Annotated in this window: 10 protein-coding genes; all 10 read right to left on the reverse strand. The window is 40.2% G+C overall.

What is annotated here, in order from left to right; translation table 11 throughout:
• Window positions 1–75: 75 nt before the first annotated feature.
• The 10 genes from HXT19_RS03425 to hisS all read right to left on the reverse strand — a co-directional run bounded on the left by HXT19_RS03425 (window position 76) and on the right by hisS (window position 13,919).
• Window positions 76–2,715 (reverse strand): DEAD/DEAH box helicase, encoded by a 2,640-nt coding sequence (locus tag HXT19_RS03425; protein WP_422119618.1) that lies wholly within the window; start codon window positions 2,713–2,715, stop codon window positions 76–78.
• Between the two features lie 54 nt (window positions 2,716–2,769).
• On the reverse strand, window positions 2,770–3,135 hold the full coding sequence (locus tag HXT19_RS03430; RefSeq protein ID WP_004115087.1) for a hypothetical protein: 366 nt from the start codon (window positions 3,133–3,135) through the stop codon (window positions 2,770–2,772).
• A 1-nt stretch (window position 3,136) separates the two neighbouring features.
• Window positions 3,137–5,062 carry a helix-turn-helix transcriptional regulator gene (locus tag HXT19_RS03435; protein ID WP_004115086.1) on the reverse strand — a complete coding sequence of 642 codons (1,926 nt, stop codon included), beginning with the start codon at window positions 5,060–5,062 and terminating at the stop codon, window positions 3,137–3,139.
• Window positions 5,063–5,314: 252 nt separating this feature from the next.
• Window positions 5,315–6,742: a UTP--glucose-1-phosphate uridylyltransferase gene (locus tag HXT19_RS03440; protein ID WP_004115085.1), complete on the reverse strand. Its 1,428-nt coding sequence runs from the start codon at window positions 6,740–6,742 to the stop codon at window positions 5,315–5,317.
• A 162-nt stretch (window positions 6,743–6,904) separates the two neighbouring features.
• Complete coding sequence (locus HXT19_RS03445; protein ID WP_004115083.1) at window positions 6,905–8,008, reverse strand: amino acid ABC transporter permease; 1,104 nt, start codon at window positions 8,006–8,008, stop codon at window positions 6,905–6,907.
• 5 nt (window positions 8,009–8,013) lie between these two features.
• Entirely contained in the window at window positions 8,014–8,691 is a 678-nt protein-coding gene (locus tag HXT19_RS03450) for an ABC transporter permease subunit (protein WP_004111612.1), read from the reverse strand.
• A 1-nt stretch (window position 8,692) separates the two neighbouring features.
• Window positions 8,693–9,565, reverse strand: a complete 873-nt coding sequence (locus tag HXT19_RS03455) for a glutamate ABC transporter substrate-binding protein (protein ID WP_014554578.1) — start codon at window positions 9,563–9,565, stop codon at window positions 8,693–8,695.
• Between the two features lie 55 nt (window positions 9,566–9,620).
• The gene (locus tag HXT19_RS03460) at window positions 9,621–10,391 is read right to left on the reverse strand and encodes an amino acid ABC transporter ATP-binding protein (protein ID WP_004137994.1); all 771 of its coding nucleotides are present in this window, start codon (window positions 10,389–10,391) and stop codon (window positions 9,621–9,623) included.
• 216 nt (window positions 10,392–10,607) lie between these two features.
• Complete coding sequence (gene aspS, locus HXT19_RS03465) at window positions 10,608–12,404, reverse strand: aspartate--tRNA ligase (protein WP_004111605.1); 1,797 nt, start codon at window positions 12,402–12,404, stop codon at window positions 10,608–10,610.
• A 114-nt stretch (window positions 12,405–12,518) separates the two neighbouring features.
• Window positions 12,519–13,919, reverse strand: coding sequence for a histidine--tRNA ligase (gene hisS, locus HXT19_RS03470; protein WP_004117838.1), 1,401 nt, complete (start codon window positions 13,917–13,919; stop codon window positions 12,519–12,521).
• Window positions 13,920–13,992 lie beyond the last annotated feature (73 nt).

Consider the following 13,992-nt stretch of genomic DNA (forward strand, 5'->3'; position numbering starts at 1 on the left):
TTTTTGTTTTCATTATAAAGCTAGCGAATTGCACGGACGATACACAAAGGTATACCATGATATATCAATAACATATCAAACATCACAATAAGCAACTACCCCGCGATTAATAAGTTTAGCTGCTTCATAAGCATTGTGAGCTAAAGAATCATCTACGTTAGGCAATATTTTCAAATATTCGCTAGCAACAGCAAGTTGATTAAGTAAGTCAATAAGTCTTTTTGCAAATCTGACAAAATCACCACCAGTTATGTCAGTATTTTGCAATATGTTGAGTAAATCAGCACCTTGAGCCCAATCATAAATCATATCAATTGCACCAAAATCAAGAGGTCTTAAAGCATCAAGATGATTATTCAAGCACATATCACTTATACGAATAAATAATTCTTTCATCTTTAAAACTGTATTGAATACAGGCGCATTTAATCCTCCAGGATACCTACGCGGCTCTCCCCCAGCAGGACCCCTAGATTCATACACTAATGCAGATAAACAAGACAATAATTGAATAGGAGTTAGATTATTAAAAATTCCTTCACAAATTGATTGAGCAAAAACAACATCAAGCTCGTTGTAAAGTCTACGAAGCAACTGACCCTTGTCTGTTAACACTAAAGCATCGTTCGTATTTTTTAAATAATCTAATCTACAAAGTACTTCACAAATACTATCAAAACATCTTGCAACTGAGCCGGTGCGAGAATTATAGCGATCCTTAACCTGATTTAGTTCACGCATTTCTCGAGCCCAATAATAACCCCAGTGTAAATGTTCTTGAATATCTGGGCATCCTGCACAAGGATGGTTACGCTCCTCGTTGCGTAAGGTATCGATAGTTTTATCTAATTCTTTAAAAGCTTTAGCACGCTCAACTTCACTAGCAAATATTGTATGCTTAAGTTTTCTACGCTGATCATGTTGAGCATCTTTAAGACGCATTCTAAGAGTCATAAACTCAGAAAAATCACCTTGAATGCAATGAAAAGCTTGTTCATAACCGCTAATAGCTTCTTTAAGATCCTCAATACGACTTAAAAGCCTTTGAGCAGAAGCATTGGCTTCCCATTGAGCAAAAGAACTGCTTAGAGTTATGCGAGCAGTTTTAACATCACTATTATTTAGGAGATTAACAGCCATGTTGAATGTAGGAACAAAGCTAGAATGAAGAGGATACACTCGTTTACTAGACAAGGATGCAGCCTTAGAAGGATCAAAATCAGGATTGTCAATTAACACTGCATGACCAATATCATCTATGCCACGTCTGCCAGCGCGACCAGTAAGTTGTGTGAACTCACCAGGAGTTAGCGGAACGTGACCTGTACCATCAAATTTAACAAGTTTTTCAACAACAACACTTCTCGCAGGCATATTTAAACCTAAAGCAAGAGTTTCTGTAGCAAAAATAACCTTAATAAGACCGCGTTCAAAAAGCGTTTCTACAATATGGCGAAAAATAGCAATCATACCAGCGTGATGAGCTGCAAAACCTTGTTCAAGAGCATACCTAAAACGCTCAAATCTAAGTGCCTTTAAATCGCTTTTGCTTAGCTTATTTTCCGCAATCATAGAATCAACTATTCTGCGAATTTCATACATTTCTTCATCGCTAGTAAGAGATAATCCAGCGTTTAAACATTGTTGAACAGCCTGATCGCATCCTGAACGAGAAAAAATAAAATATATTCCTGGTAGCATATCAAGGTAATCAAGCTCATCTATAACAGCCCACCTTTTAGGGGTGTGTCTAACAGCAACTTCTCCCCTATTACTTTTAGATGAATTAGAAAACTTATTCTTAGAAAACTTGCCTTTGCTAAAACGTTTATTTACATTACGATAAGATGCTTTACGTCGTAAAGAGGCATTCTCCCATTGAGTGATTTTTCTTGTTAAAGCAAGATTTACATGATTGGTGCTATTACCATTTTTATCAACATCATATAAGTTAAGTAATTCAGGCTCTGTGCGTCCATCCTTTTGGATAATAACATGTCTTTCAAGTGGAACAGGACGATGCTCATCTACAACCAAATGTGTTTCTCCGCGCACAGAAGAAATCCATGCACTAAAATCTTCCACATTAGAAACAGTTGCAGAAAGACCAATAATCTTAACGCTCTGAGGAAGATGAATAATAACTTCTTCCCACACAGCACCCCTGAACTTATCTGCAAGATAATGAACCTCATCTAAAACAACAAATCCAAGAGATTTAAGAGTAATTGAACGTTCATAAAGCATATTGCGTAAAACTTCTGTAGTCATAACAACAATATCAGCCTCTGGATTAACCGAAGTATCTCCAGTTAAAAGTCCAACTCTATCTATTCCATAAACTTCACAAAAATCATGATATTTTTGATTACTTAAAGCCTTAATAGGAGTTGTGTAAAATGTTTTAACTCCACGATTTACGCCTAGAAAAACAGCAAAATCAGCAACAACAGTTTTACCTGCTCCAGTAGGAGCTGCCACAAGAACATTATCTCCATTTTCCAGTGCATCAATTGCTTCTGCTTGAAAATCATCTAAATCAAAACTTAAAGATTGTTCAAATTTTGCAGCCATAGTTCGAGAGTGCTCAATAGTTTGCTTAAACAAATTAAACCGTTCAGCTGGAGATAAAGGAATTTCAGAATCATTCTTGTAATCGTTTGAATCAACAAGAATATCATTTTTCTTTTTCTTGCGATATGACGTCTTAGACATAAAAAAGTTTAGTTCTTTCTTCTTAAATCAAAATAATTTTAAGTTCGCAATTCACTAAGATTCTTTTGACTCTTTAAAATTAGGATTATCAATATCTTCTTGACGCAACGACTTTGTATTCCAATTTTGCCAAATGGACTTATGGGTTTCTCTTATACGATTATGACGATCATTAACCTTAATTCGAGTATGCTCGTATCTACGTGCCGCATCCTTTATAGGACGAGTGAATAGCGGGCTTGTATCATTATCTAAAGAATCATCATTGTCTTGAAGTCTTTCAAAGCAAGAAGAAACTTTTTCAAGAAAACTTGAAGAATTTTCAAAAATCCTAAAAGCATTTCTAATAGCGAAAACAGTCCCGCATGCAATCATACAAAGCATGAAAAGCGTAATAATAACCCAAATCCACCACGGCATTTTAATTCTCCACAATAGGAGAATCGCTATGATCAACACTCAATTCACGTTGAGCACGAGCAATAATCATAGTACGCAAAGTTTCTGGAGAAACAGCTTTAATATGACGGGCATGCGCAATACAGAAAGCAACAAACCAAGAATCTGAGCAAACAGTCAAATGAACTTTAACCCCACTCCCACAAGGCTCAACCGTAGCACCTGAAAGACTCTTTAAGAAGTTTAAATCAGGTTCATCAGTGATAAAGCATGTTTGCGTACCATTGTCAAAACTCCACTTACGAAGTTCGCTAATAGGAACATCTGGAATTTCTACAGGGCAAACAGGCGTAATTACCTCTGCATGCTCAATGCGAGCAACGCGAAGAACTTGCCAAATTCTAGGCAAACCATTTGCCTTATTGATAGAAGTATCCTTCGCAACTAGACTACGTTTATCTTCTGGAGCCTGATTTTCAACATCAGTCCAAACTGCAACGTAATAAACGCCTTCATCAACAAAAATCTTAGAAGGTGCAACAACTTTCCTACGAGTTCTGCCTGCTCCGTCTGTATACTCCATGTCAATTAGAGCACCAGCATTAATAGCGCTACGAACTATAGAACAGTTTCTAGGCTCTACTTCATAACCAGTAAGGCTCAGCCAAGGAGTTTCACCTGGACGCACATGCCTACGCAAACGCATATACAAAGCCTTAGCCTGGTCTCTCTGTTCAACAGGAAGAAGCGGAGAATGAGCAAGATAATTAACTGATGCGGTCAACATGCTCATATACTGTTGAGAAACACCAGCCAAACGCTCAAGCCCTAATGAATTTGTTGCAGAAACAATTCCTTCAGCTTCTAGCAAAGACCAATCAATATCGAAGAACTGACTACCAGCCATCTCTCCATCATCAGATACAGTCGTAAGAGTATTGATATCTTTGTGCAAAATAGCAACAAATCTACGAAGTTCGTCTTCACTCTTTGGCTTTCCTATAAATCTAACAGCAAGCTCATCCAATGGGAACTCTTCACCAAGATGTGCAGAAAGGAAGAGCATTAATCGAAGTCTGCGATCAACCTCACTGCCAGTTTGGAAAGATGCTTTCTTTTGGCGTGATTTGTCTGGCTCAGAGTCAGACAAATCCTGATTATCGTCAGAGCTATTTTGCGATAAATCGTCTTGCTCAACATAATCTTCATCGCAAGACACAAATTCCGTTGCAGCATTAAGTCTACGATGGAATGCATCTACTGCTTCTTGTGGACTTACAACACAAGAACCTGGATGTTCAAGCACAAACATCGCTAAATCATCTGAATCAGTATAAGCAACATTCAAATGCTCGCCATCAACATCAACTGTTGCGGCGAATCTACGTGAATCAATAACCTTAACTAATGCATCTGGAATTGTCTGAGTGCCTAAACCTGGAGCGATAGAATCAAGACCTAGTCCAGGTATAGGAGTTTGAGGAACTCTTGGAGCTGTGCGAGACGCAGAAGAATGCTGTTGCTCAACTTTACGAGATTCAGAAGAAGAAATGGACATAGACCTAGCCAAATAATTGGCAGCAGCCAAAACAGGAAGTTCTTCTTGCTCGAAACGTATACGAACTCTTGGCTCATCGCCAAGCTGCAATCTATAAGATGCAAAATCTTGCCCTTCGGATTTGGAAGAATATTCTGGCTGTCGTGACTCAATTGCAATTCCCATAGCCGCAAGTTTTGCACGATCCCTTTGGAACTGCTTGGCAAAAGCTGCCTTAGCAGCCTGATCAGCAAGCTCTCCATATGAATCAGCATAAGCTTTAACTCGTTGTGCAATCTGACGCGAAGTCAGCCATTGTGGAAATGCGGAAGACAACACCGCTAGCACATCTAGCTCATGTTTGCCCCACTTATCGGAAAAACGACGTCTTCCGTTACTTCCTTCTGCCATTGGTCCTCACGTATCGTTTCTTTTGTAGTTTCCTTCCATGCATAGAGAATCTGCGATTAATGTAAGACGCTAAATCCTCCACACACACTTTATCTATTTTAATGGTGTTTTGCTATACGTGTGGACATTTTTAAAAAAACTCATGATTTTTCTTATTTTATTATTTTCAAGGGTAAGAGAACCCTTGAAAACAAGCCATTTCACGCGCGACACGCCATAAATATTTTTTAATTCTCAAATTTCACACGCTATTTACACCCATTCATCTGGTTCAATACCCTGAGGCCCAACAAATTCCCCATTTGGAACGTAGCTTGGCTCTCCAGTATCTTCTAAAACAGCATCGGAGAACATAGAAACCTGATTACCAAATGTCCAATCACCACGAATAGTAACTGACTTTGCAGCAGCTAAAGCAGGAACCGAATAAGGGAATCTTTCGTTGAAATCATTGATATTTCGATAATAACGAGGATCGAGATCAATATCTGGGAATATGTAGTTGCCATCCTCCATCTCATAAGAATCAGTAAGATGGAATCTGTCTGAACGCATTATAAACAAATCATTAGTTGTCTTGACAGGCAAGAATCTCATTCTATCTACTTCTACACAAATAGCATCATTAAAAAGCGAAATTGCAGCACCCATCGCAGTTTCCAGCTGAATAACTTTCTCGCTTTTTTCATTTGTAGGATCAATAGTTTTTCTATTGCAAATCACAGGAAGAGGAAGAACTCCATTGTATTCTTCCAACTTTTTTTGTAATGCGTCAACGCGAACCCAAATATTATTTGTATTAAAATAGGGATGTTTCTTAATACTTTGAGCACTTCTTCGATCTTCTGGATGAACTTGAGTCATTTCTCGAAGCATCATTCTTCCAGTTTCGAGATCTCTAACAATATGACCACCTTTACGATCGGCTTGAGTACGCTTAGCAACCTCAATCATTATTGAAGCACCCGTGTTTTCAAAGTGCTGAGCAAGAGTACGAGAAGGTCTAGCGCCTAAATTATCTGAATTTGAAATAAATAAATATTCAATACCATTTTTCTTCAAAACGTTTAACAATCCTGATTCCCAAATTGTAGAGAAAATATCTCCATGACCTGGAGGACACCACTCTAACTCAGGATCTTCTGGATAAGAAACTGGCTCACAGGTTTCCTCTAGCAATTTCGGTTCTTGATGCTGAATAATTTCAACAGGAATGTTTTCTTGAGAAAATTTACGATTACGCTTCAGCACTTGTAATGTATCTTTAGATGTGCGGAAAGAGTTCATAAAAATAAGAGGTAAATCAACACCTAAGCGTTGGCGTGCTGTAAGAACCTGACCGATTATTATATCTATAAATCGCATTTGTCGAGCTTTGTGCCTACGGACAGGCAACAAAGATTTTGCGCACGACAATCCCATAGACGTTCCCAAACCACCATTAAGCTTAATAAACGCTGTTTTTGCAAAAGCGTTTACAGCTTTATCATGATCAATAGTCTCATAAATTTCGTGAAAATTTGGAACACTCTTAATAGGCTCTACAGTGTTTTCGCGAATAAATTCACCAGACTTATCATTAATCCACGAGTCATAAAGATGCGCAAATTGATTAATCGCAATCTCACTCATACCTTGTTCGCGCATCTTTGCAGCGGACAATTCAAAAGTGTCGCCCATTTAAGACAGCCTCCTTGTATGCATTATGTTTAATAGTTTATCTATTCAATCTATATGTTGCAAACAAGGTGAATGGATTTTATTACTAAAAATCAAAAAATAGCACAACAGGCGGAATCAAACCCATTGCGCTATTATTCATAATTAATCTAAAAATTAGAATTAATCATGCTTTTTATTATTTTTATCTTGGTTAGTATTTTGACTATCATCTAAATTCTCGTCACCAGTTTCTAGATGATGCTCATCGTAGCCTTGCAAGTAACGAGTACGACGCCAATGGTGAATAGAAGCGTTTGTACCGCGGTGATGCACGTGGTACTTTCTAGGAGTTCCACCGTACGGAAGCTCTTTAACTTCCTTAGCAACAGCAATCTGATTCACGTTAGAAGGATCCATAATTGCGATTGGCGCAACAGGTTCTGGTTCAGTCGGAGCTGCAGTTCTGCTACTGAGCTTTGATGGGAGCCATTCAGCAAACCAAGAAAGCGCCCAGCAAATCAAGAAGTACACAACTGCAGCAACAGTCAAAGTTTGCAAAATGTTAAAGTACATTGATCCAAGTCGTCTAGATTCTTGGAGCAAATCAGTGTACATAATGATGGAACCTAATGCAGTGTCTTTTAACACAACAACAAGCTGAGTTACTGCTGCTGGGAGCATTGCGATGATAGCTTGTGGCATTTCGATTTGTGTTAAAGACTGATATTGAGATAGTCCAAGTGCCAAAGACGCTTCACGCTGACCGTTAGGAAGATTTCCAACGCCAGATCGAACTAGCTCTGCAACAACGGAACCGTTGTACAAGATCAAAGACAACACAACGGCCCAGTAAGACGCGCCACTTATTCCAGCAAACGCAAATCCTCGCCAAAGGAAGATCATAAGCAAAAGCACTGGCACAGCGCGGCAAAACTCAACTACAACGGCAGAAATGCTGCGAAGAAACAGGTTAGGCAATAGTCTTAAAAGACCAAATAAAAGTCCAAAAACTATCGATCCCACAACGGCAAGAAGTGAAGCTTTAAGAGTCATCCACAATCCTGGAAGATAAAAATCAGTCCACGCTTCCGATTCCACAGCTGGATTCCACAAATCCCACGAAAGCTGATTTTCGCCTTCGGGAGGATTGCTAAGTCTTAAAAGCAAAGCAATAACAATAAGTGCAAACACAACGCACGCAACAATATTTGCAATGCGAATCTTTTTTAAAGCCTTAGGCCCAGGCGCATCAAATAACAGAGATTTTTCTTGTTTTTTTGCCATTTTCATCACCTTCTAACCGCAAGCTTATTAGACAAATAAGTTGTGAAAATACCGATTGGAATAATCAACACAATGTATCCGCACGCAAAAATCAAAAAGATTGGAACAATCAAATCTGCATGCCTTTCAATCATCTCACTCATAAGAGTAGATGTTTCAGTTGCAACAGATGCAGCTGCAGCAACAGTGGAATTTTTAAGCAACGCAATAAAAGTGTTTCCAAGAGGTGCTACAGATCCGCAAAATGTTTGAGGCAAAATCACATTAAAAGCCGATTGGAAGAAGTTAAGTCCAAGCGCTCTACATGCTTCTGCCTGACCCAAAGGTACGGTATTTAAACCAGATCTTAAGGATTCGCAAACAAAAGCTGCAGTGTAGAAACTCAAGCCAGCAATTGCAAGCCAGAAGAAGTTTACGCTAAAAACAGTTGAAAAACCGAGCTTTAGCTGAGCATACACGCCAAGAACCATAAATACCATGATTATTGTTAGAGGCATATTCTTAAAGAACTCAACGTATGCGCTTGCAATAATTCGAAGCGAATGAATTGGGCAAATCCTCATCATAACTAGAATCACACCAAGAATCGTTGAAAAAAGCACGCTCCACAATGTGATTTCAATATTCACCAAGAATGCTCCTGGAATATTGTATGAAGTAAATAATTGCACAAAGTCTTGCATTTTACTCCTCCCCCTCATTTGGTACTGGCGGATTATACTTTGCGTTTGGCTTAAAACCAGTTCCGCGCATGTTATCGTCTAAAGCTCTTTTCCATGAACCATTTTTAATCATGTCTTTAAGAGCATTATTAATGCGCTTAGCTAGCTTAGTGTTTCCTTTTTTAATGCCAATGCCGTAGTGCTCTTCAGTAAATGGCTTACTAACAAGCTTTAGTCTGCCTCTAGATGCTGTAGCAAGACCAGCGAGAATAATATCGTCTGTTGTAACAGCGTCTACGATTCCAGAGAATAATGCTGTTGCACATTCTGCATAGCCAGGCTGTTGCATAAGTTGAACTTTTGAAGAGTACTTCTCTTTAATAACTATTGCAGACGTAGAACCAGTTACTGAGCATAAACGCTTTCCGTCTAAATCGTCTGGACCGCTTACTTTATGCTCGTCTTTGCGAACTAATAAATCTTGACCTGCAATAAAGTATGGTCCAGCAAAAGAAACAGTGTTTTTTCTAGCATCTGTTATAGAATATGTTGCAACAATCATATCTACATCGCCATTTTGAAGCATTGCTTCACGCTGTTTTGAAGGCGATTCCTTCCAAACAATCCTATCTTCGGAGTAACCCAACTTTTTGGCAACGTACTTTGCAACGTCTACATCAAAACCAACGTAAGTTCCAGACTTTTTAAAGCCAAGACCAGGCTGATCAAACTTAATGCCAATGCGTATTACATCGTTGCGACTATTTTTACTGCAAGCGCTAAGTGGTAGAACGCAGCACAATGCGCAAATCATAGATAAAATTGCGCGATATGTATGTCTTAATCCCAGTTTGTAACGCTTACACTTAAGCGCAATATTGTGTAAATATTTCATAACTACCTCTTAAAGATTTAAAAAATCGCTATTAATGATTTAAAAACGAGTCAAATTAATGAGTCAAAATCTTTGAAAGGAAGTCTTTTGCTCTGTCTGTCTTTGGATTTTCAAAGAACTCTTCTGGTGTATTTTGCTCAAGAATTCTGCCATCTGCCATAAACACGATTTTGTCTGCAGCTTTACGTGCAAAACCCATCTCGTGAGTAACGCAAATCATGGTCATTCCTTCTTTTGCAAGCTCAACCATAACATCAAGAACTTCGTTAACCATTTCTGGATCAAGCGCAGATGTAGGCTCATCAAAAAGCATAACCTTTGGATGCATTGCAAGCGCGCGAGCAATTGCCACTCGCTGCTGCTGACCTCCAGAAAGCTGAGAAGGCATTTTGTTAGCTTGATTATCAACACCAACTCTAGCAAGAAGATCCATTGCCAAACTTTCTGCTTCTTGCTGCTCCATATGACGAACCTTAATAGGAGCAAGCGTAACGTTTTCTAGAATCGTCTTGTTTGCAAAAAGATTAAAAGACTGGAACACCATTCCTACTTCTGCACGCAATGCGGCAAGTTCTTTTCCCTCTTGAGGAAGAGGCTTACCATCAATGCGAATGTCTCCAGAGTCAATAGTTTCAAGACGATTAATCGTCCTGCACATTGTTGACTTGCCAGAACCAGAAGGTCCAATAATAACAAGCACTTCGCCTTTATTAACAGTCAAGTTAATATCTTTTAAAACGTGAAGCTTACCGTAGTGTTTTTCAACATGGCTAAGTTCCACCAACGGCTGTGCTACTTTTTTTGTGTTGTTTAATTTAGTATCCATAAAAAGGATTCTAATGTTCTTTTGTTACATGCGTTTATCGTAATAGTTACTTTTAAACGCTTATAAAGTTACGGAAAACAATAAAAATGATACCAAAATGTTAATTTTAGTTTAAAAATGCCGTTAAGTTCGGATTTCCTAATACAATCACACAACTTAACGGCATTTATTAGCAATATTTAAATTGTAAATTATTGCATTCTATTATATTTACGATTACTCGTCTTCTTCTGGATCGTAATCGACGCCAGTTTCAGCACGCTGTTCGTCAGAAATTGGAGCAGGAGCGCCAGTTAGAGGGTCGCGTCCGCCGCCAGCCTTAGGGAAGGCGATTACGTCGCGAATCGAGCTTGCGCCTGCAAGAATTGCAGCAGTACGATCCCAGCCCAAAGCAATACCAGCGTGAGGTGGAGCACCGTACTTAAAGGCTTCAAGCAAGAAGCCGAACTTTTCTTCTGCTTCCGCTTTGTCGATTCCAAGAACATCAAGCACGCGATCTTGAATATCGTCGCGGTGAATACGAACGGAGCCACCGCCCATCTCGTTACCGTTGCACACGATATCGTAAGAATCGCTCATTGCATGCTCTGGATCTTTATCGAACTTATCAATCCAATCAGCAGATGGCATTGTAAATGGATGGTGCATAGAAGTCCACTTAGAATGGCCAACTGCAACATCATCATCGTCTGGATCATCTGTGCGCTTAAACAATGGGAAGTCAACAACCCAAGTAAACGCAAACTCGTCTGGGTGAAGCAATCCTGCGCGGCTTGCAAGCTCTACACGAACTGCACCAAGCAAAAGCTGAGAAGATTCACGGCTTCCTGCTGCAAAGAATACAGCATCGCCATCTTGCGCACCAACAGCTTCCTTAAGTCCTGCACGCTCTTCTTCGCTAAGATTCTTAGCAACAGGGCCTTTTAGCTCACCATCTTCACCAAAGACTACATAAGCCAAGCCCTTAGCTCCACGCTGCTTAGCCCAATCCTGCCATGCGTCAAACTGACGACGAGGTGTATCTGCACCGCCCTTAAAGAGCACAGCGCCAACATAAGGAGCTTGGAACACGCGGAATGGAGTGTTCTTAAAGAAGTCAGTCAACTCAATAAGTGGGTTTCCAAAACGCAAATCAGGCTTGTCGGAACCGTACTTATCCATAGCTTCCTGCCAAGTGATTCGAGGCAAAGGAAGAGTAATCTCGTGACCAGCTTCCTTCCAAATAGCAGCAATAACGCGCTCTGCCATAGCCATAACATCTTCTTGGCTTGCAAAGCTCATTTCCATATCAAGCTGAGTGAACTCAGGCTGACGATCAGCACGGAAATCTTCATCACGATAGCAGCGAGCAAGCTGATAGTAGCGCTCAACACCAGAAACCATAAGCAACTGCTTTAAAAGCTGCGGAGACTGTGGAAGAGCGTACCAAGAGCCTGGAACCAAACGTGCTGGAACAACAAAGTCGCGAGCGCCTTCTGGAGTGGACTTAATAAACGTTGGCGTTTCTACTTCTGTAAAGTCCATATCTTCCAAAGCGTGACGAGCTGCCTTAGCCATATCAGAGCGAAGCTTTAGATTACGCTGCATTGATGGGCGGCGCAAATCAAGATAACGATACTTCAAACGAACATCTTCGCTAGGAAGCTTGTTTTCAGACTCGTTTTCCAATGCTGTAGAAACCTGGAATGGTAACGCATCGGACTTAGCGAGAATTGTCATTTTATTCGCAACGATTTCGATTTTTCCTGTTGCTAAATGGTCATTTTCATTGCCATCTGGACGCAGGCGAACTTCGCCAGTAACCTGAACAACAAATTCACTACGCAATGGTCGCGCAGTTTCCTCATCGTAAATAACAACCTGCACTAAACCTGTGTTGTCACGAACATCTACGAAAGCGACGCCACCGTGATCACGGCGACGATCAACCCAACCAGCAATGGTTACGTTCTGTCCGACCAAGGTCTCAGTCACTTCAACGGCATGGTGTGTGCGATACGCCGTCTGGCTCATAAGTCCACTTCCTTGTTTAAATAATTTTGTTAATTTTTGTTTTGACTTTAATAGTTTACCGCATGAATCGCGCGTTCAAATATTGCAAAATATATTCTTAAAATATAAAGCAAATTATTGAGCGCAAGAAACAGTCTGCCGGGCATAAACAGTATCTGGTTGCCAAGACGTGGCGTCTGCAGAAACTTGTTCCCCAGTAATAATATTCTTCACTTCATCATGGTTAGATTCAGAATCTGCACTATCAGCTGGGAACCACACATAAGGAATACCTAACTTATCTGCATATTTTATCTGCTTACCAAGTTTTGCTGCACTTGGAGAGACATCGGCAGCAATTCCTCTAGCACGAAGCTTTCGAGCAATCTCGTTACAAGCAGACCTATCTTCCTCATCCCAAACTGCCACCAATACTGCAGCAGGAGAAACACGGGAAACAGTGGCACCAGCTGTGTGAAGCATATAAGAAAGTAAACGCGAAAGTCCTATAGAAAGACCTACGCCTGGATACTTTTTATTACCTTGAGAAACAAGATTATCGTAGCGTCCGCCAGAGCAGATTGATCCAAGGGATTCAGCACCATCCAAGAATGTTTCATACACAGAGCCAGTGTAATAATCCAATCCTCGCGCAATCTTCAAATCTGCCACAACAGCACCTGGACGAATTTTTGCTGCATCGTCCACAATCATTGCAAGAGTTTCAACACCTTGTGAAGCTAAAGTGTACGATTCGTTATCTTCACTGCGAGAAATATCATGCTTATCGCATAATTCATCGAAACGAGACTTCAACTCATCTCCTGTTTCAGCAGTAAGTTCAGCCAATTCTAAGCATGCAGCAGCTTGGGAGTCCGTAGCTCCGCACTCTTTTACCAAAAGCTTAGCAACTTCTTCAGCGCCAATTTTGTCGAGTTTGTCGATTTCTCGAAGAACTCCCTCAATATCGCTTAAACCAATACCTCGATAAAAACCTTCAGAAAGCTTACGATTATTGGCGTGAACAGTGGCTTTAGGTAATCCAAATTCGCGCAAACGTTCAAGTGCTTCTACCATAACAAGAGGAAGCTCTACTTCGTAGTGAGACGGCAAATCACCATTCCCCACAACATCAATATCTGCTTGAACAAATTCACGGAAGCGTCCTTCTTGCGGACGTTCGCCGCGCCAAACTTTTTGCATCTGCCAGCGTTTAAAAGGAAAAGCTAAATCGCCAGTGTGTTCAACAACATAACGACTAAGAGGAACTGTTAAATCAAAATGCAAACCTATTCGATTTTCAACAGGAGTGTCGCTTTCATGCCCCACCTCTTGCAATCTAGACAAAAGATATATTTCTTTGCTAGTTTCGCCTTTTTTTAACAGACTTGAACCCTGCTCAACAGCACGAGTTTCAATGCCTATAAAACCATTTAATTCAAATACTTCCCGCAATGTGTCCATAACACGCTGTTCAACAGCGCGCTCACTAGGAAGCCACTCTGGAAAACCAGATATTGATGAGCCTTGTACCATGTCCACTATAATAGGTTATGTTGCGGAAAAATCATGGCTTACCGTCATACTTATTCGTAACACTGTTACCGTG

Source organism: Gardnerella sp. DNF00038 (genome assembly GCF_049262855.1).
In the GTDB taxonomy this organism is placed as follows: domain Bacteria; phylum Actinomycetota; class Actinomycetes; order Actinomycetales; family Bifidobacteriaceae; genus Bifidobacterium; species Bifidobacterium vaginale.